Source organism: Patescibacteria group bacterium (genome assembly GCA_041661625.1).
Taxonomy (GTDB): Bacteria; Patescibacteriota; Patescibacteriia; order JAHIZJ01; family JAHIZJ01; genus JBAZUB01.
Genome location: JBAZUB010000001.1, coordinates 54,859 through 75,519, shown reverse-complemented (window position 1 = coordinate 75,519; position 20,661 = coordinate 54,859). Strand labels below are relative to the sequence as shown.

The following is a 20,661-nucleotide window of genomic DNA, read 5'->3' as shown; positions in this document are numbered from 1 at the left end:
ATCACAAATAGGGTTATAATCGAAATATATTATACTTCTAAATCTATGACTGACTTCGACGAATTAACAGATATTATTAACAACCACCGGGATGCACGGGATTGGCGCCAGTTTCATAAGCCAAAAGATTTAGCCTTGTCTCTCGTCCTCGAGGCAGCTGAGGTATTGGAACATTTCCAGTGGAAGAACGATGAGGAAGTAAAAGAGCTCATGGAAAAGAAAAAAGAGAATCTGGGTGAAGAACTAGCCGATGTGCTGTACTGGATACTCACCCTCGCCCACGATGCCGGTATTGACCTTAAGCAAGCGTTCCTTCGTAAAATGGAGATTAACGAAAAGAAATATCCGGTAGATAAGGCTAAGGGTAGCCATAAGAAATACACCGAACTATGACTGATAAAGATCGCAAAATTTATATCGTAGTTGCCACCGGTGGTCAGGATACCGATCGTCATTACTTTGATACAATCAAAACGAAGCGCGAACATGACGAGGCGTCCAAGTTTTTAACAGTCGATGAGCAAACAAAGTTAAAAGAAGTTTTTCACGATCGCCCGTTTGCTACTTGGGGTGCTGTACCGGGAAGTAGCAATACTCGACTGTGGGAGAATATGGAACCCGGTGATTATGTTTTTGTCTATCGAGCAAAGAAAATTATTCTTGTAGCTGAAATCGCGATGAAAGTGCATAACAAGGATTATGCTCGTTTCCTCTGGCGCGAAGATAGCGAAGGAAAAACTTGGGAACTCATGTATTTCTTGATTAATGAAGTTGAAGTAGATGTTCCTATGAATAAGTTAAATCAGTATTTGCAATATGGCGAGGACTACTTCCCGCGTGGGTTCATGGGTATCGATCAGGAAAAAGTAAATCAGCTGCTGGTTCATTATGGTGATCCAATATCACTTCTCGAACGAATTCAAAGTGGGCAGAAACCGGAAGAAATAGAAGTGGAAAAAGAAAAAGTATTTTCCTCGGTGATTGATGAGAAAATCGAGCGTGTTCCGACAGAACACGATGAAATGCAGTGGCGGCTTATTCGCTTGGGACACAAAGCGCATCTTGATGTCTGGGTACCGCCGAATGATCAGGGTAAAAGTTATGATGGAAATAACTTCCGCGAACATGTCATGAAAGAATTCCGTGAGGCGCTGGATATTCCGACATACATTAAGAATATTGATACCGTTTGGAAATTGGGCCTTTCCATTAAATCGGCTTTCGAGATAGAAAATTCAACCTCAATATATTCAGGCATTCTGCGACTGTCTGATCTTCGCGCCCTCGCTCCAAATTCTAACTATCCCCTATTTATCGTCGCACAAAGAGAAAAGAAAATGCGCGTATTTGAACAACTCCAAAGACCCACATTTGCGAACGATTATCTTCAACTAGATCGTACAGTGAGCTTTTTGTCTTATGACGCTGTACGAAAACTCGATGAAGATCTAAAGGGTGAAAGTGTTGGTTTTGATTTGGCATGGTTAATAGAACATGCAGATAAAATAAAATAATACATTTACGAGGACGACCATGAAAAAGTTCTTATTACTTACCGCTACGCTGGTATTTAGCGTCTTTTTGGCTGGATGCAGCACAGAAACGGAATCCACCATTAACAATTCGGCCAGTCAGGCGATCAATGCCGCTGGAAATGCCGTTAACGATGCCCAAAACAACCCCACCGTCCAAAATGCCGCAGATGCCGCCACTGATGTCATGAACGTCGTCCAAAATAATCCTACCGTACAAAACGCGGCCAATTCCGCCAGCAATGTGATCAACCAAGGTGTGGTTAAGGGCGAAGAAATCGTCAACGAAGCTACCACCGCTCCAACACCTATCCCCGAAGTAAAAATTGCACCTCAACCGATTCCCCAACCCACTCCGGCGCCAAATGTTGAAACTACAAAAACTTGCTGCAAAATGTGTTCCAAAGGAAAGGCGTGTGGTGATAGTTGCATATCAAGAAGTTATACCTGCCACAAAGCCCCTGGGTGCGCGTGTGATACGTAATAATTATTAACAACGACTAAAAGCGGCTCTGGGTGTGCGCGAGGGTCGCATGGAGCCAAACAACCGAACCAACCCGGTAGAGAGGGCGGGCTTCATGACAAATAACAATTAACAAGTAAGAATTAACAAATAATGAGGTCGAATAGAGACCTCAACAACAATACCAACCCTATCAGAAAATCCGCTTTTGGGCGGATTCTCTGTATTTAACTTGGCTATGTTTATTGAGTGGCGGTTTGCGATCGATGATACTTTTCCACCAAATCGCGCTGATCCTGGTTGGCCTCACGGACAACGCTGGATATTAGTTTTTTCTTCTCTGCAGATGAAGCTTTATGAAAAAACTCGGAAAAATCATTGGTCCGCTTTTTGGGTGCTTTCCTAGTAATAAGACGCTTTATGGTATTTATCATATGATTAGTGCGTTTAGCTCCTCTCTATAGTAGACTTTCTTTAAATAATGGTCAATATTATTGATGTTGGCTTGGTATTGTTCCAAGTTATTTTCGAAGTCCTTTACAATCAGATTAAGCACGATAGACTTACCGAATTGTGCTTTAGCTCGATTCACATTGGCTTGAGATTTTATAAACGCTTCAATAAATATCTCTTTGGAAACTTTTCGATGTTCGATCGCCTCCCTTTTCTTCGTAAACCCCCAAGCTTGCGCGGGATCCTGATAGATAAAATATATTTCCACTTTTCGATTATGGTCGAGTGATCTCTGAATATTGTCCAGCGAACCGCTATAGGCAAATGTACCGTCTAGAATAATATTAATATTCTTATGAAGCGCATAGTCATACAATATATGTACGCCTTTCGTGGCGGCTTTTTGAAAAATGTGCGCGTTCTCACCCGTGTAGCCGGGGCAGTACGCTCTGATCTCATCCGCGTCAACTCGCAGTGGCTTCTGATCGAAACGCGCCATCAGCCGTTTTGATATTTCAGTTTTACCCGCGCCCGGTGAACCGGCCATAAAAAACGATACCGGATGGTTGTCCGACTTGTGCTCAGAGTCTTTGACAAACTTTTGAATCAAATCACCGCGATGCGCCTTTATCCATTCGCTCGCTGATTCGGATTGCAGCGTTTCCGATTCGTTCATTGGAGTGAGTATTCCACATCTCCAATGCCTGTTTCAGATTATATTACTCCATAACCACTATATTATGCAAGTAAAAAACGCCGAGAGTCGTAATGACCCAAACAACCGAACCAACCCGGTAGAGAGGGCGGACCAATCAAGTAAAAAGTAACAAGGAATAAGTAACAGGAAAGAAGTAAGGAAAATAAGGAATTAGTAACAAATAATGAGATCAAATAATGACCCCACACGAGATGTCCGCTTTGTTACTTGTTATTTGTTAATTCTTAATTTAACTCGGTATATTTCTTATGACTCCCCTTCGCCTTATCGATCGGATACTTCTGCTCATTGATAAGCATCTTGCGATGAAAGGCTTGCTTCAGATCGATACCGGCATCGTGGGCCAGCGTCAGCGTCCAATATAACACATCGGCTAATTCCTCACCGAGGTGGTCTTTTTTCTGCTCGATGAACTCCTTTACTTCCGCCTCGTTCTTCCATTGAAAATGCTCCAGTACTTCCGCGGCTTCGAGGGACAGGGAGATGGCTAGGTCTTTGGGGTTGTGAAACTGACGCCACTCTCTAGCGTCTCTGTGCTTGTTGATTATCTCTATTAGTTCTTCAAAATCACTCGGCATATTTATGTCTCCTCGCCCGCCATCGCGAGCCTGCTTGTGCCATGCGTGGCTAGCTTGTGAAATAATTTTCTAACCTATTATTGAGGAATCTCCTACCAAAACCTGTCTTGAAGTATTTTTCTCTTTTTCTAGCATCCTTGCCATCTACACAACATTCATAATATACCAATTTGAAGTTTCCTCTGTGTTTTGTGGCAGTAACATTTCTCGACTTGTGTTCTTTTAATCGATTTGTAAGGTCGCTTGTGTATCCAATGTAAAACTTTCCGTCAGACTCGAAATATAATACATAAGTGAAATACTGCATATTTATTCTTTAGCTCGCTCAGGCGAGGCGGGCGGGCCACTCTCTGGCGTCTCTATGCTTGTTGATTATCTCGGTCAATTCGTCGAAGTCGGACATAGTTGATCGTTATTTATTTGTCTCAATATTACGCTCTATATAACGTTTTTACAAGTAAACATTGGGTGAAGAACCGCAGTCGTTGCATGTTGATAAATCATCGATTGACCGGGCTTATCGCGCGGGATAAAATGTATGGACGATGGCGGAGACTAACGGAGAGAATATGCCCGACTATGTAACCAAAAATCAACTCGAAGGAATTATGGCTGGCTTCCAAGACCAGTTTCGAGACTTTGTGATGCACTTTAATAAAGGACAGGGTATCCTAATTCAACGATTCGAAAGTGTGGACAATCGACTTGATAACGTAGACAGTCGTCTTGGTACGGTAGAAAAGCGGCTTGATGGCATCGATATGCGATTGGATACTATGGAGGAGCGTAATAATCAGCGATTTGAAGAAGTAAATAGCAAACTTGATCTGTTGATGTAATATTGTATCACCCAATGACCCGTTGGGTGTAGATAACTCTCGACTGACCGTGTTCGTAACCCGGGATAAAATGTATGGACGATGGCGGAGATTAACAGGATCCACATGTCAGACTATGTGACGAAGATACAATTTGAAGGAGCTATTAAAACTCTGAATGTCAGGCTTGGGGGGATGGAATCTGCTTTACGGCAAGACATTCGTGATGTTATTAGCTATGTCAAGGAAGAAAACGCACTTCGTGACGAAATATATAGTCGTCGGTTCGATGAAATTGATTCCAAACTAGTGGCGATTATGGAAATGTCGGCCAGTTAAAGACAAGCTCCCTGCCAAGGCGACATAAACCCGTTGGGTATAGATAACTAATATCTCAATGATAAGCCCGCTACTCACCTAGTCGAGAGCGGACTTTTTTTGTATTTAACTGGGAGGGTCGTAAGAATCCAATCCAGCGAACCAACCCGGTAGAGAGGGCGGGCTTCAGTTACCAAAATATATCTAAAATTTATATTTTGTAATTAATTATAAAAAGAAAAGAGTCGCCGGCTGTGAAAAGCTCAGGCCACTCTGATTACGCGCGGGTGCCGAATGAGTAACAGCCGTACCAGTGACAGGATTCGCCCGGGTGTTTTGATCAGTTGGTACAGGCCGTACAGGGTCAGCAGCAGTAGGATGCAAATCGTCTGTACGATCAGATTGTACAGAAACAGCAGGACCAACAGAACGGCCACTCCGAATTGCCACATTGATTCCCCCTCCGATGACGTCCTCGTACCATCGCGCCGCATCGTTCCACTCAAATCTAACCACGTCCGTCGGTGTGAGTCAATGCAACCTTACACCGACCTGTTGGGTGTAGATAACTCTCGATTGACCGGGCTTATTGCGCGGGATAAAATATATTAACAGCGGCAGGAATTTTAAAAGGACTTAATGTATGCCAAAGTATGTCACCGAAGGACGACTTGAAGGAATAATGGCTGAATTTACCGACCAGTTTAGAGATTTTGTCGCACATTTTAACAAGGGCCAGGGCGTGATCACACATTGGTTGCGGAAACACGATGAACGGTTTGAAGAGATGGAGGTGCATTTTGATGAAATTGAAACAAAACTGGAAGCCATTATGGATATGACCGCTGGATTGAGAAAATAGTTTCGTAGGTTGGATGTTGATAAACCACCGATTGAGCGGGCTTTTTGCGCAGGATATAATGTATGAACGATGGCAGGATATTAAGGAATGACCGAAGTTGCTACAAAAGATGACTTAAACGCCCTAACTCAAACGATGAATAGTCGGTTTGATGGTCTTATTAGTGCTTTCCATCAGGAAATACGAGAAGTAATTATGTACGTTAAGGAGGAGAATGCAATTAGAGATGAGAAATACGGCCGCCGGTTCGATGAAATTGATTCCAAACTGGACTCTTTGATGGAAATGTCGGCCACGTAAATAACTATATTATATAAGCAAAAACGGCCATGAATTATCTCGGGCCGTTTTTGAGCTTGTTGTTAAACGGTCGGCTTGGACATGTTCCGGCGGTTGCTGAGGATGGCGAATAGAATCAGAATCAGGATTAGCACGATGCTGGCAATGATTATCATCAGAATGCTATCCAGCCCCTCGTCCTCGGTGGTGGTACTGGTGGCGACAGTGCTGGCCTTATTGGTATTGACTCGGGCGTTGTTGGTAACTACCCGATTGGTGTTTGTATTAATGTTGGCATTGAGGTTGGTATTGGCGTTCGGGACGGTGCTATTGGTATTGGAATTGGCGATTACGACCAAACCCGTGTTGGTATTAGTATTTACGGCCGCGGAGTTGGTATTACTGTTGGAATTATTAACAACCAGGCCGGCACTGTTGGTGTTAGCGTTAACGTTGGTGTTGTTGTTTAGGTTTACCGTCCGATTGGTATTGGCATTAAGATTGGCCGTGACATTGTTCACGACGCTTACCGTGTCACCGGTATTGGCCAGGGCTTGTCCCACCAACAGCACTGAAATACCCAGCATTAGACCGACTACCCATACGTAAAGTTTTTTCATTTTCATATTTATTATGTAACTATAATAATTGATAGTTTGTGTAATGTTAATAAAATACGCCATTATTATTACATTGTCTCGTCTTCTTCGACAACGTCGTCGTCCTCATCCAGATCATCGTCGCTATCCACGTCTGGCTCATCCGGCTCAGGACTCACCGGCTCGGTGCCATCGTCTCCCAGATCATCGTCAACCTCGAGCGCGTCCGGCTCGTTGTCGTCATTAAATAAATCTACCACCGCGTGTCACCTCCTTTCAAGTTTCTAATACCAGCAGAGATCGGGCTTAATTCCGGCTAGGTCGGAAATAAAAGCTTCCACTTCGGGCATGCCGCCGATCCGATCGATTAATTTATTATCCAATCCCATTTTTCCCAGCATGCTCGATCCGTCGGCCAGTTTTTTCACTTCTTCAATCGGAATATGCCGGTTGCGCGAAACGTCGCTGATAAAATTGTCGCCCATAATGGCCACATCCCGTTCGAAATATTTCCGTTCTTCTTCGGTCAATGTTTTATCGGGATCGCCGGCGTCTTTTAGCTTTCCGGAACTTAACTGCTGGTAAGTTATGCCGTTGTTTTGGTTTTGCTTCGAATAATCAAGATATGACATGGTCACGCCGATGGCGCCCACGTCAGAATTGGCCGACGCGAAAATAGTTTGAGCGCCGGTCGCCGCCCAATACGCCGCTGAATCGCCATAATTGCGAATCAATGCGATGGTTGGTTTTTGAGTGTTCTTTAAAGCGCTGGCGATTTCCTCTCCGGCCACCGGCGAACCGCCAGTCGAATCAATCTCAAGCACGATGGCTTTTACTTCTGCGTCTTTATCGGCGCTTTTGATTGCGGCTACGATATCTTCAGAAGCCGATTGATCAGCCAGTGGTGAACCGTATTCATCAGTGTTGTTGGCCGGTAGGTATGTAACCAACTCGCCGTGCAATTCAATGCCGGCAACATTGCCGCCGCAGGTTTCATCGTTGGCGTCAGCCGTTACATCAGAAGTTATTTGAGCATCGTCCGTGGTGTACCACTGGGAATATATCATTGCCACATCGAACACCAGCAGATTCACAATAACAAATACGATCGCGATAATTAATAATATGCGGATGATGTTGGTTTTCTGTTTCGGAACGCAGCAAATATCAGCCATCGCGCCATAGGGCGGTTTTGGTACTATGATGGGCGGGGTGTTCGTTTTTTTGTTTGGCTTAATTTTGGCCATATGCCACAAAGGTTATTATTTATCCGCCGAGACCCCAACGGAGCAGCTTCTCAACTTCTTTTGTGCTCTGGGTGCGCGAAACCGAACCGAGAACGACCGCAGTTACTTCCGTTCCGGTTTTGTTCTTGGCTCGAGTCATCAGACAAAATCCGGCTTCATCCAAATACCCGGTCTTGCCGCTGATCAGCGTCAATGCGGAATTTGTAAGCAGATTGGTGTTTTTGATCGTATGGGTGCGTTTAGTGCTGATTGTTTTAAACACGTAGGCCTTGGTCGTAGTCGCTTTTCTAACTTCGGCTTGCTTCAATGCTTGATCGGTCAATTTCATATAATCCTGAGCGGTGGTCACATTGCCGGTGTCGAGACCGCTTGGATCGGTAAACTTGGTATGCGTGAGGCCGAATTCTTTGGCCTTTTTATTCATCTCCGCCACGAATTGTTCGCGTGATAACCCGGTTGAGCGGGCCAATGCTTTGGCGCAGTTATTGGCTGAGCCGACCAGCATGGTGTAAAAGATGTCTTTGACGGTTAATGTTTCACCCGCGTTAATGTACAATTTGGCGCCGATAGCGTTGTCTGATTTGTCCATTGCAATAACTTTATTGAACCCGGGATTGTGATCGAGAAAAACCAGCGCGGTCATCATCTTGGTCAGGCTGGCCATGGGACGTTCTTGGTCGGCATTCTTCTGATAGAGTACTTGACCGGTTAAATTGTTCATCACCAGCGCGGCTACCGATTGTACTTTGGGCGCCGGCGTGGTAATGACTGGGGCTTTGACGGCCGTAGTCCAGATGGCGAACACGCCGTTTAATTTAGTCACCGAAGCCGTGGCGTAGCCGTTGACAAATTTTGCTTTCAGCGGCTGCCATTTATTATTTTCCAGATTATAATATACCAGCACGGTTTTTGAGCCGCTGGCTGAATCATACTTGATCCGTAGCGTCAGGGGTTTGACGGTATCTCCCGAAATCATGCCCGGTACCACGACTTGATACGGTCCCGCAATCACCCTCTTGTCTGGCGGGATAGGTACGTCGGTGTTATCAATCTGGGCAATACGAACGACTTGCGCGGATTGAAAAGCCCCGCCGATGATGCCCAATTTTAAATTACCCCGGACATCGGCAACGGTGTAGCCCCGGCGGACCGTGTCTTCGTTCAACCGAAAAGTCCGCTCGTTAATTACGGCGGCACCGGCCGGATTCGCACCGACCCACCCGAATATCCCTAATCCTACAAATATAATTAACAGTCTATTTGGGTTTATTTTCATGCCAAAATTATACCGTGTTTGACCGGTACTGACAAGTTGGACCGCTTATTTAAACCGCGGAGTAGATTCGTTCCGTGTCGGTAGCAATATGACGCCAATTGAACTTGGCTCGCACCAGTTCTCGCGCTAACTGACCCAGCGAACGCGTCAAGGCCGGCCGTTCCAGCAACATATCTAATTTGCGAGCCAGGTCCTTCGAATTCTTGTTGCGGAACATGATGCCAAAATCGTGTCCGTGTGAACGCAGCACGGCCACATTAGCCGGGATATTGCTCACCACGGTGCACCGTCCAAAACCGGCTGCCTCGAGCAATGACAACGGCATGCCCTCGATCTCCGATGGCAGAACATAAAGGTAGGCATTAGAGTACAGCTCGGCCAGTATGCGACCGTTCTGGAAACCGGTAAACAGGATGCGCCGATCTTGTTTGGCCTGATCGTGCAGCTGCTGCAGATACCGATCGGTGTGGACGGATCCGCCCACGATCACCAGACGTTTGTCCGTATTCAATTGTCGATAAGCCGAGATCAGGTGGTGCAAACCCTTCGGCGGGATGATCCGCGACACTGTCAGGATATAGCCGCCTTTTCGCAAACCATATTTTCGTTTGATGATGTCCGCCGCGACCGGACGAGTGAATTCGTGTGAAACACCATTGGGTATATATGTGGTCTGCCGGCCATAAGTACGGCGGCAATAATCCCGCAGCTGTCGCGATACAACTATCGTTTGATGCGGGAAATATAGTGACGCTATTTCCCCCAGCCGTAACATGGTTCGAGCGAATATCCCCCATTTTTGGTGTAGCCGATCCATACTATGAAAAGTCGCTATTACTTTAGTCCTCGGACTAAACAGTCGCGGTAGGAACGATAGCAGTGACGGACCGACGCTGTGGTAATGGATTACGTCATAGCCGTGCCACATGGCGTGCCAGGTGGATAAGAAAGTGTGGGTAATCGCGTCAAAATGCTTGGTATGCAGGGTGGGCAAACTGACTAGTTTTATGCCTCGATAGTTCTTCCGACTGGCAGCCGTGTAGTATCGCCGCGTATAGACTGTGACATCGTGACCGCGTTTGACCAACTCCAAAGACAGCTCTTCGACGTGACGTTCAACGCCGCCGTAGATAGCTGGCATTCCTTTTTGGCCGATCATAGCGATTTTCATATATCTGGCTGTTGAATTTAGAATGGAATAGCTTAACATAGCTCGATCATTTATGTCAAGCCCCTTATGGCGGTACTCGCCTGTCTCTGTTTGATGACTATTTACTTACCCTGCCATGTGCTGGATCCTGATCGCCGATTAGGTCGGTGGTCAGGCCCGATACTGTAACTTTTACAGGCATTCCAGAACGATATTTGCCCGTCAAAGTCGTGACATTCAAGAGCGGCATGACCCGTCCCGCCCAAAGACTGGCGGGTGTGACCATAATCTCAAAACTAGCCGTGGCCATTTGCGCGTCGCTGGGAAACTCATCGAGGGTCCAGCTGACTTCCCGGCGCGTCGAATCATATCGTACAGACTGACCGATGCTGTTGGCGGCATTTCCTATCCAACTTACTTCATTTGGTAAGACGGCCGTTAGGCGGATGCCATTTACCGTTGGCCCGGTATTGCTTATCAGCCAAAATATCCGATAGCCGGTAAGCTGGCCAACTTTGGGCGGTATCGGACCATAGCCCAGCTGAACGCCAGTCGTACCGTAATATCGGGCCTCGGCCACCAGTGTCACGCTGGGCTTGGTTTCCGCGGGATGGCTGATTACTGTTTCGATAGTCGGCGGCGGCACGACCCGCCAATTGAACTTACCTTCACTCTGGATAAGTCGCTTAGCTGCTTGTCCGGCATAAGCTTGGGCGCTGGCCAGCAGTTCGCTTGATACTAAGCGATCGGACGTTACCGTCAGCGTGACTGATTGTTTTGACCCGGATGGTAGTTCCGACCACTCCCAGGTTAGACCATCTGACTCAACATCCGGTTGAGCTGATATCAACTTTGTCCCAACTGGTAACGTGACCGCAAGTATCGGTTTGGCAATTGATTGGCCGCTAATATTTTCAATCTCGGCCCGGATATTGTAAGCCACGCCGCTTTGGACGGTGTCAGCGCCGCTGATTGAAACATTCAGGGCCGGCCGACTTATTGCATATGATAGCTTGCCGGTCTGAGTGAAATTTTGATTACCGCTATAAAAGCTTAACAAGCCATTTATCGTGCCTCGGTTGGCAATTGACCCCATAACAATCAGGTCATAAGTCCGGCGCGCTTCCTGACCGGGCGTTAATTGGCCGATAGTCCAAATCGGCTGAACATCCGTTTGCGACTGTTCGGTATCGCCGCCAATAACCGGATGGTACTGCTGCCAAGCCACGCCCGTTACCGCCGTATCGCTGTCGTTTCTTATTACCGCCGTAATCTGATACGGGCCAATTTGATCAATCGTTCGATCGGCCGTTATGGTTACATCAAGCTTCGGAGCCGGTAGTGTTTCGCGGCTGGTAATGTGAAATATATTCCAACCCGCTAAAGCGAATATCACCAGCGCCAGGAGCGTATCTAACCAAAGATGCGCCGGATGACGATGGGCATAATGCCGATGCCGGACGTGCGCCACCGGCGGTAATAATAATCGAATTATATGTCGGCCGATCTTTTGTGTTTTCGAAGACTGGCCGTTTGGTGTGGCTTTTTCATCGCCATGATTATCGGGATGATAAATCGAATCGTTCATGATAGCAATTTAATAGATGGTTGGCGCGGACACCAGGATGTCCGCCACTCCGTCATTATTGACATCAGCGATGGTCACCGAGATGCCAGTCCGAAACGTCTTAGCGTAGGCGTAAAAACCTGGTGTCAGTGCTTTACCCTGGCCGTTAAATATTCTAACTTGGGGTCCGCCACCCGGCCCCGGCGCGGTCACTATTTCAGCGCGGCCATCGGCGTTGATATCACCCGCCGCCACCGTCACACCACCGCGAAACTTTTTATCATAGGCAAAGAATCCGCCAATCGCCTTTCCTTGGGGATTAAATATTCTTACTTGGGGTCCGCCGCCAAAACCGGATCCGGCAATAATTTCCGACCGTCCATCGCCGTTCAAATCACCGATGGCCACGTTGACGCCGCCACGAAACTTCGGATCATAGGCAAAGAAGCCGGGATTAAGCAATCGGCCGCCGGACGTGTATATCCTGACTTGCGGACCGGCTCCACGGCCCGTGCCGGTGATAATTTCCGCTGTGCCATCACCGTCCAGATCGCCGACGGCTATATTAACACCCAGATGGTATGCTTTACCGTAAGGGTATATTTCCCGCATTAGAAATCCACCGCTGTTATATATTTGAACCTTATTATTCCAACCTACGATCGTCTCGAGATTGCCATCGGTGTTAATATCCCGGGTGATCACTTTGGTACCGCCGGCAAAGTTACTGTTGGTTGTGAAAAAACCCTGGCGCTGCTGCCGGCCTTGTTCGTCAAACGCCAAGCCCAGCGCGCCATTAATATATTCACCGTCGTGGACGTTGATTTGTTTCTTTAGCAAAATTATACCATCATTAGGCTGGATCCAAACTGAGGTAGTAATCGCGCCATTATTGACTGACCGATCCTGCAAACCATTGAGTCGCTCGAACCCGCCGCCTAATTCTACCTTGCGCGCTTGGGCGGTCGAGTTGACCAGCACCACGGCATTAGTAAATTCACGACGCCAGACACTGGCTTCGTAACCAGACTTGGCCGGATGCAGCAAATTTTTGGCCGCGCCTTGGGGTTGACCCAAATATGTATCGTATTCATCGTACCACCACAAGTCGGCGTGGCGCAACGAGCCGTAATCGAAACTGGCAAATCCGTTGCGCAGTAGCGTACTGCACAGATTGAAACGCATCTGCCGATAATCAGACGCCGTACCGGTCGTGGTCCGGCTATTAATAATAACCAGTGTCGGCAGCGTAGATTGATCGGCAGCATCAGCGTACTTTTGCATCGCGCCGGGCCAATAATGGTCATAGGCGGATGGAAACTCTTCGATCAAACGCCCGTTGACTAGCGGTAAATATGCTTCCGCCCCGTTACCGATGATCAGAGTATTGCCACCCTCCCACCGTCGTGATTGACGCAGCAGCTCGCTCATACCGTCGCGCCACGACTGATCCAGCTGGCTCGCCGATTCAGCTTGTCCGTCATTGTTTATGTCCAGGTTGCCATTATTGATCCAGGATATGTCTTTGAAGGCGTTATCATAGAAAATGCCGTCCCAATAACCGGTGGCCAATACCTTTTCATGCATGAACCGAGCCAGATACTCATACCAATGTTCCCCATCGCGAACCGGGGCTGCCGGGGTAACATTGACCATGTGGGAACCGGGCCAAAATGATACCCGCCCGCCCTGCGCGTCACGCAGCCACCAGCCGTTCGGTAGATTGTGGACAAGTTGGTAGTGGGGGTGGTTCGGATCGGTGATATAGAATTGGCTATCAGGAATTTCTTCCGACAGGACGTAAGCCAAGATGATAATATCGGGGTTCAATTGGCGGATTAGTTTCAAGCTGTCCGGGCTGGTATACTGCACTTCCAATCCTAAAATTAACGTATCCCAGCGTGCCAGGCTGCGCGCCTCACTGAGACTGATCGTCGGTGTCAGATACACATTAGCCAGCCGGGGGTAATCATTGGCAATAGTGCGCGCTTCAGCCCGATGCCAACCACCCATGGTCAACCACAATCCAGCGATAATTATACTAGTTAGGATTCGATAACGCATGTGGCGATAATATACTTTGATATATTTTCATCAACGAATCGTAATACCGTTCCGGGTTATATGATTGCACCTGTTCGTAAGCCTGCTGACCCAGCTGGTTGGCCAACTTAGGTTCTCGCCATAATCTGGACATGGCCTGACGGAGCTCCGTCGCTGAGCCTGGCGAAACTAGCAGGCCGGTGCGGCCATCTACGATCAATTCCGGAATACCGCCGATGCGTGAACCAATTACGGCTCGCCCTTCCCGATATGCTTCCAACACCGCCAGCGGACAGTTTTCATACCAGATCGACGGCACGAGTACCGCCCGGGCCTGGCGAATCGCCATCCGCAGTGCCGCCCCGCCCAACCTTCCCGTAAACTCTACATTGTTCATTTGGTTACGCGCGACAAACTCTTTCAAACCGGCTAGAGCGGGCCCGTCACCGACAATCTTCAAAGACAGGTCGGTGCCGCGCACGGCGGCCAGTGTTGTGTCATAACCCTTTTCCTCCGATATTCTCCCAGCCGCGATAAAATAGTCACCCGGTTCGGCGGCAGGCGCCTCGTTGGCCGCAATAAAATTCGGTAAGCATTCTAACCGACGCACCGGCAAGCCTGATTGTTTGACTTTGCCGATCAAAAATCGACTGGGTGAGATGTAGCAATCCACAATCTGATAATATTTCCGCCAACGGTGAATATACATAGTTACAGCGGCCAAGGTTGATGCCAGATACGAATTCTTGACGCACCGGTGAGTGATCGTCCGATAATAAGCGCCGCGGATGGACCGTTCGCAAACGGCACCGTGGTCGTAGAGCGCGTAATTTGGCGAAATCAATTTATAGTCATGGAGTGTCATGACCGTCGGTATATGATGTTTCTTTAGTACGGATAATATCGATGGCGGTAATTGATGATAGACATTATGCAGGTGGGCAATATCCGGCCGTTCATCCCGAATCAGCCGTTCTAATTGCCGGTTGGCTGCGCGGGAATATAGCATCCGAGCCGCCACGCGTAGACCCTGCCAACCGAAACGAACCCGGCTAAAATCAACTGGCGACACGAAGTATTTTTGTTCGGGGCTGGGCATGTTGCGCGGGTCACGTACCGCAAACATAACCACCTTGTGGCCACGACTCTCCAGCAGCGCCTTCAAATCAAACACGTGCTTTTCGGCACCGCCTTGGGGATAATAGAATTTGTTTACTAGCAGTATTTTCATGAAAGTATCCTATCCATGGGGTAATGGCGTAGTATAGTATATAGTTCAACAATTGTCAAGGCCGTGGCACACCTTCGGAGCCTACGCCCACTTGACAAAATTGCGATAAAGACTAATATGACGCCGACATGAAACGACCCAGCATTCCACGGTTTGATTGTCATGGAGGGAGATACCATGTACTGCCGCAATGGATACCTGTACACGCTGGCCATCTGTCTGTTCCTTCTTAACACTGCTTGCGGTAATTCGACGAAGCAGCTTACCTGTCCCACGGCTCAGTCGCGAGACAAGGTGCTCTGGCCGTTCGCGCCTACCAGCCCTTGGAATATGCCGATCGGCAGCCGGGCGACTTACCAGCCGGCTGGATTCCAGCGGGCTGACTGGATCGCCATCGATCGCGACTACTTCTATTGGAGCGGTACGCTCCGGGAGTTGCGCGCCAATGGCGAGTGGCCAGCCAAGTGTACCGGCCATACGCTGATTGACAGCGTGCGAATTCCGAACGGAGCGTTGATCATGCCAGAGGGTAAGAACTCCGCTTCGGCCTTCCTAATGCCGGACGGCCGGACAATTGTCCAAGGCAACCCGACGGCACGCTGCGATTCAACCGGACCGGTGTATGTCGGCTGGTCGGCGCCAACCGAAGACATCTTCGGTGATGGGTTGCACGGCGGACACGGCGGATCGGGCCTGTCGAGCATTGGCGGCACGCTCAGGTTGGGCGAATTAACCAGTCGTCAGTGCCAGCCGGCTTATGAACCCGTGATCAGACACGTACTGAAGGTGGACATCGACGCCCGACGTTACTGCAGCCGGATCAATGACGGCTACCGCTGGCCGGCCGCCCGATCGGATGAGTATTCCGCGACCGAATATGACCGCTACGGCACTGCTGTCCCCGGTGTCCGCATGGGTGCGCTTCTCGCCCTGCCCGCCGACCTTGATCTGGCTTCCCTGCAACTGCAAACCGAGCCAGCTCGCCGCCTGGCTTGCACCTTCCAGGATTACGGCGCCTATGTGGCCGACGATGCCGGCTGGCACGTGTTCTACCTCTGCGTCGAGAACGGCGTACCCGAGGAGTTCCAGCGGACCTATGGGTACGACATCGAAGCGACCGAAGGCCCGTGGTACGAAGACATGATGCGGATTTTCACCCACCTCTGCGTGGTCGACAACAACTCGGTAGAAAACGTTGGTGGTGGTGGTCAACCCCGCCAGCCTCTGGCACCACCCTTTCGCAACTAGCGCATCCGATCCCCCGGATGCCTTTCTTTTTGGATGGCAGATATTTATATGCGTGCCAACTGGACAATCGTATTTTTATGTGGTATGGTATCGCATTCCACGCCGGAATCTTGTACAATGATACTATGTTATGAGAATACTCTGCCTGACCCACAATTTTCCATATCCGCCCGAAAAAGACGGCCAGACACTGATTGCCTATTACCTGTTGAAGCAATTGGCTTCGCGTCATCAAATTACATTATTCAGCTTCAGCGACCAGAGCGACTGCGTCAATGAACATCGCTTTACCGATCTGGGTATAGCCGTACGCTTGTTCCGACGACCCCAGCGACGATTATGGGCATACTATTTATCCCGTTGGCCACGGCGTCTAGCCTGGTTCCAATACCGGCTCTTTGACCCCGCCATGCTGGCGGCAATAACGGAAGCGGATCACAACGGTGCCTATGACATTATTTACATTCATGCCCCAGGTGTGTCCGGTTACATCAATCAGATCACCCAGACTCCCGTCGTCTACGCCAGCATTGATGCTATGTCAGCCTGGTTCGACCAATTTAACCAGGCCGAATCGAATCTATTGAAACGCTACCATTACGCCCGCGAGCGTGATCGATCCATTCGCATGGAAAAGGAAACGCTGCCCCGAGTCGCCGCCGTGACGGTCGTGTCCGACGTAGATCGCGACCTGATCGCCAACCACTCGCCCGGTTCCCGAATTGTAACCATACCTAATGGCGTCGACCTGGATTTCTTCCGCCCCAGCAATACCCCGGCCGATACTAATCTCATCGCTTTTTCTGGCACGATGAATTATCCGGCGAACGTCCGAGCCGTCTTGGATTTTAACAAAGACACCTGGCCGCAATTGAAAAAAGCCAACCCCGACTTGCATTGGCTGATTGTCGGCAAAAACCCCACTCTGGAAATATTCGAGCTGCAATCCACCGACCGTCGCATCACCGTCACCGGATATATCAAGGATGTCCGGACGTTCCTCTGGCGCTCGGCAGTGTATGTTTCCCCTTTGCAATTCGGTACTGGTTTCAAAAATAAGATCATTGAAGCCATGGCCTGCGGCAAGGCCGTCGTGGCCAGCCCGATCAGCCTGTCCGGCTTCCCGGTAACCGATGGCGTTAACGTGATGGTGGCTCGGACACCGGACGAATTCTACGCTAAAACGCTGCAACTCATGCATGATGTCAACCTACGGCACAACCTGGAGATTGCCGCCCGATCCTTTGCCGAGCGCTATTCCTGGTCACGTACCGCCAATGCTTATGAACAATTATTCCAACAAGTCATCGTCGCCCGCCACTCCAGCCGCTAAACTTCCGGTCTGGTGGTTGGTGCTGGGTCTAGCGGTTATTGAAATACCGCTGTTGCTGTTATTCGTCAACCAACCCGGCTGGCGGATTATTATCCAGATTGCCCTGATGCTTTTGATGATACCGTTCTTTCTGGTCGAGCATCGGTATGGTTTTGCCGCTCTGCTGATCTTACGTCCAGCCATGGATATATTCAGTAACGATGAACTGGCCAGGGTGGGTCCTTTTTCGTTGAACCTGTCATCGGTTATCGGCCTGCTGGCTATCGTCTGGATACTGACCTACATTATTGGGCGGCAAATCGCCATCTGGCGTATTCGGTTGTTTTGGCCATTCGCTATACTTGTTGGTCTTAGTATCGTCTCACTGACCTATACACTGGATATTGGCGCTTCACTCAGAGAAGTTGTCCGGATCGCCAGTATCTTTTTTATCTACCTATTGGCCGCCGCGCTGTTCGAGCGGGCAGGCAACCGGGCACTGATTATCAAAGCATTGCTCGCATCACTGGTTATTCCGGCCGTGGTGGGTTTGATCCAGTTCGTTACCGGTACCGGCACATCATTCGGTGGCGTCAACAATCGAATCTACGGTACCTTCGGCCATCCCAACGCATTGGCTTATTACCTGGTGCTCATGCTGGGAATTATTATCGTTCTGACGCAGACAGCGTCAAATCGATTTAGGCGTAATTGGTATTTAGCCGGTATCGGCCTGTTGGCATTGCTGCTTTTGCTCACGGGCAGCCGGGGGGCGTGGCTGGGGGCCGCCATTGTCGCCATTGGCCTGCTTTGGTCGGCGCGGAAAAATTTGATCCTGGGTCTGGCCGGTACCACAGTGCTTCTAATCTTACTATTCCCCTATATCAACAATTTCACCTTCAATCAATTTAATGTGAATATGAACCGCTGGCCATTGATTCAACGCTTGACTGATAGCAATGTGGAGGAAAGCTCGCTGACCTGGCGCATGAGCATGTGGAGCGAAATGAGACGGCATATTTCCGACCGGCCGTTGACCGGGTATGGCCTGGGCACCTTTCCGATTATCCGCGAACAATACGTCAAAAATTTCTTTGAAAGCACCGAGGCGCACAATGACTATTTACGGCTGACCATTGAATTAGGCTGGACAGGTGTCATTCTGTACGTTGTCTTGCTGGTAATTTTACTAATACGACTAGCACAGTATATCCGGCTTAAGACTGGCGGCCTACGCCGGTGGTACGTAGCTGGATTCGCCTTGGCGGTGGCATTTGCTGTCATGAGCTTCTTCGATAATTTGCTGCAAGGCACGGCGGTGCAGTGGGCGTTTTGGACCGTAATGGCTGGATTGCTATCACAATCATTAGTAGCTGACCGTCAACGTAAATAAAAAGCGCCAGGCATTCCCGAAGGAAGCCTGGCGAGTAACTAACTGCGAAAGAGCGGGGTTGTTCCAGCCGTGCTACTGCTTGGAGTACCCCCAGAACATGTGCGTCTTGGCGTCGTAGGTGGGATGGTAACCCATCCGACCATTCTGCTTGACGACGCACCGGCTCTCCTCCCACGTCCAGGGCCAGACGTCCTGGCCGTTGCCGTTGGTGGCCCGCAGGTACTGCAGGTCATCCGGATTCCACCTCGCGAAAACCTTGGGGGTAAGCGCGAAGACCACGAACATCTGTCCCGGCTTCCAGTCGCCCCGGATGTCATCCTGCTTCTTGCCAGACTTGTCGAATCCGGCGAGATAGACGAAACCGATTCCATCGGTGCTCTTGCCCATGGGGTTCACGGCGGCCGGGATGTCCACGTAGATGGACATGTAGATCGTTCCGTTGGAGCTGTCGTACCAATACATCGGCGAAGTCACGGGTGTGACCGTAGCCAGCTCGTCCTTGCTGTCCACCGACAGGCAGACAGCGGTGGCAGTGGCCTGGTCACCCGCCTGGACCGTAGTCCCGGCGCAGACCAAACCGACCATCACCATGAGGACCCAGATCATCTTCTTCATCGTTCGTTTCTCCTTCTGGTCGTTGACCCGACCTAGTGGACGCCGCCGCCGGCCTCGATGGGAAACCAGCGCTCGTCGTTGTTGGGACGCGGATTCCGGACTGTGCCATCCGAGAGCAGCTCCAGGATGAACATGTTGTCCGGGTTGAGGTTGATCATCTGCACGTTCCCAGGCACATTCCCGATCCAACACCCCGCCTTCTTGAGGCCGTCTTGGGCTCCGAACTGGAAGTAGAGCGTGTCCACTCCGGCCTCCGGGCGCAGCACTTTCTGGTGCCACACCCACTGAGCCGGCGTACCCGGCTGGAACGTCCCGGGAACCGAGAACATCCCAGTGAACGCGGTCCAGGCGGATGCCAGCCCGATGGTCTTCTCCGAAACTGCCGGGTCACCCAGCTCCGGGTGCTCCAGCGGGGCGATCCCGGTGTAGACCAGGGTGACATCCATCAGCCTGGCCTCGTTGTTGTCCAGCGGGTTGACGACCGCGTGTCCGTCCCTCCGCCCGACGGTGAAGCCCTTGGTTACCTGCCACGGGGTCTGGATGTAGTGGTGGAGTTCAACCCCACCCACCTTCTCAATCGCCTCGATGCGCTGGAATTTCCCCGAGGCAAACTCCTTGCCGTAAGCGAGTTCATAGCCCTCGCCGTCCGCCCGGACCCACCGCGCGTAAGTTCCCAAGATGGTCCACCCGTCGATGCCGACTTCTCCGAACTTCGTCCGGGCGTTGTAACCCGGATAGGTCGGCCGCCAGTCCCCGTTAAAGGAACCGGCCAGCCAGATCTGGGTACCCGGCAGCTCGTTGAGCTGCAGCATCCCGCTCAGGGTGAAATCAGTCGGCGGCCCGGTCTGAGCCGGAGGCCCGACGATTCCATGATCCTTCTGGCACCCCGCGGCGAACACCGCCGGGAGCAGCAGAACCACCAGTCCGAGAACCAACTGACGCTTCATCTTTCTGTCCCC

25 protein-coding genes are annotated in these 20,661 nt (G+C 49.9%); 10 read left to right on the top strand and 15 right to left on the bottom strand.

Going from position 1 to position 20,661, the window contains the following annotated elements; all coding sequences use genetic code 11:
- Positions 1–45 precede the first annotated feature (45 nt).
- The 3 genes from WC734_00385 to WC734_00375 are packed head-to-tail and all read left to right on the top strand — an operon-like array spanning position 46 to position 2,016.
- Positions 46–393, top strand: a complete 348-nt coding sequence (locus WC734_00385) for a nucleotide pyrophosphohydrolase (GenBank protein ID MFA6197599.1) — start codon at positions 46–48, stop codon at positions 391–393.
- Positions 390–1,514 carry a hypothetical protein gene (locus WC734_00380; protein MFA6197598.1) on the top strand — a complete coding sequence of 375 codons (1,125 nt, stop codon included), beginning with the start codon at positions 390–392 and terminating at the stop codon, positions 1,512–1,514. Before WC734_00385 ends, WC734_00380 begins: the two co-directional genes overlap by 4 nt.
- Positions 1,515–1,533: 19 nt before the next feature.
- Positions 1,534–2,016, top strand: a complete 483-nt coding sequence (locus WC734_00375; GenBank protein ID MFA6197597.1) for a hypothetical protein — start codon at positions 1,534–1,536, stop codon at positions 2,014–2,016.
- Between the two features lie 221 nt (positions 2,017–2,237).
- On the opposite strand, the gene WC734_00370 is transcribed toward WC734_00375, so the two are convergent.
- The 4 genes from WC734_00370 to WC734_00355 form a co-directional block, all read right to left on the bottom strand.
- Positions 2,238–2,429, bottom strand: coding sequence for a hypothetical protein (locus WC734_00370; protein MFA6197596.1), 192 nt, complete (start codon positions 2,427–2,429; stop codon positions 2,238–2,240).
- Complete coding sequence (locus WC734_00365; GenBank protein MFA6197595.1) at positions 2,426–3,124, bottom strand: zeta toxin family protein; 699 nt, start codon at positions 3,122–3,124, stop codon at positions 2,426–2,428. Before WC734_00365 ends, WC734_00370 begins: the two co-directional genes overlap by 4 nt.
- 266 nt (positions 3,125–3,390) lie before the next feature.
- The gene (locus WC734_00360) at positions 3,391–3,744 is read right to left on the bottom strand and encodes a nucleotide pyrophosphohydrolase (protein ID MFA6197594.1); all 354 of its coding nucleotides are present in this window, start codon (positions 3,742–3,744) and stop codon (positions 3,391–3,393) included.
- Between the two features lie 49 nt (positions 3,745–3,793).
- Positions 3,794–4,051, bottom strand: coding sequence for a GIY-YIG nuclease family protein (locus tag WC734_00355; protein MFA6197593.1), 258 nt, complete (start codon positions 4,049–4,051; stop codon positions 3,794–3,796).
- Positions 4,052–4,289: 238 nt separating this feature from the next.
- Between WC734_00355 and WC734_00350 the strand changes: the two genes are divergently transcribed.
- Positions 4,290–4,583, top strand: a complete 294-nt coding sequence (locus WC734_00350; protein ID MFA6197592.1) for a hypothetical protein — start codon at positions 4,290–4,292, stop codon at positions 4,581–4,583.
- A gap of 174 nt (positions 4,584–4,757) precedes the next feature.
- On the top strand, positions 4,758–4,901 hold the full coding sequence (locus WC734_00345) for a hypothetical protein (protein ID MFA6197591.1): 144 nt from the start codon (positions 4,758–4,760) through the stop codon (positions 4,899–4,901).
- A 242-nt stretch (positions 4,902–5,143) separates the two neighbouring features.
- On the opposite strand, the gene WC734_00340 is transcribed toward WC734_00345, so the two are convergent.
- Positions 5,144–5,332: a hypothetical protein gene (locus WC734_00340; GenBank protein MFA6197590.1), complete on the bottom strand. Its 189-nt coding sequence runs from the start codon at positions 5,330–5,332 to the stop codon at positions 5,144–5,146.
- 191 nt (positions 5,333–5,523) lie between these two features.
- On the opposite strand from WC734_00340, the gene WC734_00335 reads away from it, so the two are divergent.
- A complete protein-coding gene (locus WC734_00335) occupies positions 5,524–5,742 on the top strand; it encodes a hypothetical protein (protein ID MFA6197589.1) in 219 nt (72 codons plus the stop codon).
- A gap of 87 nt (positions 5,743–5,829) precedes the next feature.
- Positions 5,830–6,042 carry a hypothetical protein gene (locus WC734_00330; GenBank protein MFA6197588.1) on the top strand — a complete coding sequence of 71 codons (213 nt, stop codon included), beginning with the start codon at positions 5,830–5,832 and terminating at the stop codon, positions 6,040–6,042.
- A 62-nt stretch (positions 6,043–6,104) separates the two neighbouring features.
- Here WC734_00330 and WC734_00325 read toward each other — a convergent pair whose 3' ends face one another.
- The 8 genes from WC734_00325 to WC734_00290 all read right to left on the bottom strand — a co-directional run bounded on the left by WC734_00325 (position 6,105) and on the right by WC734_00290 (position 15,134).
- On the bottom strand, positions 6,105–6,641 hold the full coding sequence (locus WC734_00325) for a hypothetical protein (protein MFA6197587.1): 537 nt from the start codon (positions 6,639–6,641) through the stop codon (positions 6,105–6,107).
- A 68-nt stretch (positions 6,642–6,709) separates the two neighbouring features.
- Positions 6,710–6,880: a hypothetical protein gene (locus WC734_00320; GenBank protein ID MFA6197586.1), complete on the bottom strand. Its 171-nt coding sequence runs from the start codon at positions 6,878–6,880 to the stop codon at positions 6,710–6,712.
- A 24-nt stretch (positions 6,881–6,904) separates the two neighbouring features.
- Positions 6,905–7,867, bottom strand: a complete 963-nt coding sequence (locus tag WC734_00315; GenBank protein MFA6197585.1) for a S49 family peptidase — start codon at positions 7,865–7,867, stop codon at positions 6,905–6,907.
- A gap of 19 nt (positions 7,868–7,886) precedes the next feature.
- A complete protein-coding gene (locus WC734_00310) occupies positions 7,887–9,143 on the bottom strand; it encodes a serine hydrolase (protein MFA6197584.1) in 1,257 nt (418 codons plus the stop codon).
- Positions 9,144–9,192: 49 nt separating this feature from the next.
- On the bottom strand, positions 9,193–10,314 hold the full coding sequence (locus WC734_00305; GenBank protein ID MFA6197583.1) for a glycosyltransferase family 4 protein: 1,122 nt from the start codon (positions 10,312–10,314) through the stop codon (positions 9,193–9,195).
- Between the two features lie 97 nt (positions 10,315–10,411).
- Entirely contained in the window at positions 10,412–11,881 is a 1,470-nt protein-coding gene (locus WC734_00300; GenBank protein ID MFA6197582.1) for a hypothetical protein, read from the bottom strand.
- 9 nt (positions 11,882–11,890) lie between these two features.
- The gene (locus WC734_00295) at positions 11,891–13,924 is read right to left on the bottom strand and encodes a putative glycoside hydrolase (protein MFA6197581.1); all 2,034 of its coding nucleotides are present in this window, start codon (positions 13,922–13,924) and stop codon (positions 11,891–11,893) included.
- Positions 13,902–15,134: a glycosyltransferase gene (locus WC734_00290; GenBank protein ID MFA6197580.1), complete on the bottom strand. Its 1,233-nt coding sequence runs from the start codon at positions 15,132–15,134 to the stop codon at positions 13,902–13,904. The genes WC734_00295 and WC734_00290 overlap by 23 nt, the downstream gene beginning before the upstream one ends.
- Before the next feature lie 177 nt (positions 15,135–15,311).
- Here WC734_00290 and WC734_00285 point away from each other — a divergent pair, with 177 nt between their 5' ends.
- The 3 genes from WC734_00285 (at position 15,312) to WC734_00275 (ending at position 19,087) form a co-directional block, all read left to right on the top strand.
- Positions 15,312–16,382, top strand: coding sequence for a hypothetical protein (locus WC734_00285; protein ID MFA6197579.1), 1,071 nt, complete (start codon positions 15,312–15,314; stop codon positions 16,380–16,382).
- Between the two features lie 130 nt (positions 16,383–16,512).
- Complete coding sequence (locus tag WC734_00280) at positions 16,513–17,715, top strand: glycosyltransferase (protein MFA6197578.1); 1,203 nt, start codon at positions 16,513–16,515, stop codon at positions 17,713–17,715.
- Entirely contained in the window at positions 17,666–19,087 is a 1,422-nt protein-coding gene (locus WC734_00275) for an O-antigen ligase family protein (GenBank protein MFA6197577.1), read from the top strand. Before WC734_00280 ends, WC734_00275 begins: the two co-directional genes overlap by 50 nt.
- A 72-nt stretch (positions 19,088–19,159) precedes the next feature.
- Here WC734_00275 and WC734_00270 read toward each other — a convergent pair whose 3' ends face one another.
- Together WC734_00270 and WC734_00265 are read right to left on the bottom strand one after the other, a co-directional pair.
- Positions 19,160–19,702, bottom strand: coding sequence for a hypothetical protein (locus WC734_00270; protein ID MFA6197576.1), 543 nt, complete (start codon positions 19,700–19,702; stop codon positions 19,160–19,162).
- A 32-nt stretch (positions 19,703–19,734) separates the two neighbouring features.
- Positions 19,735–20,649: a hypothetical protein gene (locus WC734_00265; protein MFA6197575.1), complete on the bottom strand. Its 915-nt coding sequence runs from the start codon at positions 20,647–20,649 to the stop codon at positions 19,735–19,737.
- Between the last annotated feature and the right edge of the window lie 12 nt (positions 20,650–20,661).

Excerpts from the sequence above, each read along its gene's own strand:
- WC734_00350 (MFA6197592.1), top strand. The coding sequence starts at position 4,290 with ATGGCGGAGACTAACGGAGAGAATATGCCCGACTATGTAACCAAAAAT.
- WC734_00285 (MFA6197579.1), top strand. The coding sequence starts at position 15,312 with ATGTACTGCCGCAATGGATACCTGTACACGCTGGCCATCTGTCTGTTC.
- WC734_00315 (MFA6197585.1), bottom strand. The coding sequence starts at position 7,867 with ATGGCCAAAATTAAGCCAAACAAAAAAACGAACACCCCGCCCATCATA.
- WC734_00280 (MFA6197578.1), top strand. The coding sequence starts at position 16,513 with ATGAGAATACTCTGCCTGACCCACAATTTTCCATATCCGCCCGAAAAA.
- WC734_00270 (MFA6197576.1), bottom strand. The coding sequence starts at position 19,702 with ATGAAGAAGATGATCTGGGTCCTCATGGTGATGGTCGGTTTGGTCTGC.
- WC734_00300 (MFA6197582.1), bottom strand. The coding sequence starts at position 11,881 with ATGAACGATTCGATTTATCATCCCGATAATCATGGCGATGAAAAAGCC.
- WC734_00345 (MFA6197591.1), top strand. The coding sequence starts at position 4,758 with ATGGAATCTGCTTTACGGCAAGACATTCGTGATGTTATTAGCTATGTC.
- WC734_00295 (MFA6197581.1), bottom strand. The coding sequence starts at position 13,924 with ATGCGTTATCGAATCCTAACTAGTATAATTATCGCTGGATTGTGGTTG.
- WC734_00275 (MFA6197577.1), top strand. The coding sequence starts at position 17,666 with ATGAACAATTATTCCAACAAGTCATCGTCGCCCGCCACTCCAGCCGCT.
- WC734_00375 (MFA6197597.1), top strand. The coding sequence starts at position 1,534 with ATGAAAAAGTTCTTATTACTTACCGCTACGCTGGTATTTAGCGTCTTT.
- WC734_00340 (MFA6197590.1), bottom strand. The coding sequence starts at position 5,332 with ATGTGGCAATTCGGAGTGGCCGTTCTGTTGGTCCTGCTGTTTCTGTAC.
- WC734_00325 (MFA6197587.1), bottom strand. The coding sequence starts at position 6,641 with ATGAAAAAACTTTACGTATGGGTAGTCGGTCTAATGCTGGGTATTTCA.
- WC734_00335 (MFA6197589.1), top strand. The coding sequence starts at position 5,524 with ATGCCAAAGTATGTCACCGAAGGACGACTTGAAGGAATAATGGCTGAA.
- WC734_00310 (MFA6197584.1), bottom strand. The coding sequence starts at position 9,143 with ATGAAAATAAACCCAAATAGACTGTTAATTATATTTGTAGGATTAGGG.
- WC734_00365 (MFA6197595.1), bottom strand. The coding sequence starts at position 3,124 with ATGAACGAATCGGAAACGCTGCAATCCGAATCAGCGAGCGAATGGATA.
- WC734_00385 (MFA6197599.1), top strand. The coding sequence starts at position 46 with ATGACTGACTTCGACGAATTAACAGATATTATTAACAACCACCGGGAT.
- WC734_00305 (MFA6197583.1), bottom strand. The coding sequence starts at position 10,314 with ATGAAAATCGCTATGATCGGCCAAAAAGGAATGCCAGCTATCTACGGC.
- WC734_00290 (MFA6197580.1), bottom strand. The coding sequence starts at position 15,134 with ATGAAAATACTGCTAGTAAACAAATTCTATTATCCCCAAGGCGGTGCC.
- WC734_00380 (MFA6197598.1), top strand. The coding sequence starts at position 390 with ATGACTGATAAAGATCGCAAAATTTATATCGTAGTTGCCACCGGTGGT.
- WC734_00265 (MFA6197575.1), bottom strand. The coding sequence starts at position 20,649 with ATGAAGCGTCAGTTGGTTCTCGGACTGGTGGTTCTGCTGCTCCCGGCG.
- WC734_00330 (MFA6197588.1), top strand. The coding sequence starts at position 5,830 with ATGACCGAAGTTGCTACAAAAGATGACTTAAACGCCCTAACTCAAACG.
- WC734_00355 (MFA6197593.1), bottom strand. The coding sequence starts at position 4,051 with ATGCAGTATTTCACTTATGTATTATATTTCGAGTCTGACGGAAAGTTT.
- WC734_00360 (MFA6197594.1), bottom strand. The coding sequence starts at position 3,744 with ATGCCGAGTGATTTTGAAGAACTAATAGAGATAATCAACAAGCACAGA.
- WC734_00370 (MFA6197596.1), bottom strand. The coding sequence starts at position 2,429 with ATGATAAATACCATAAAGCGTCTTATTACTAGGAAAGCACCCAAAAAG.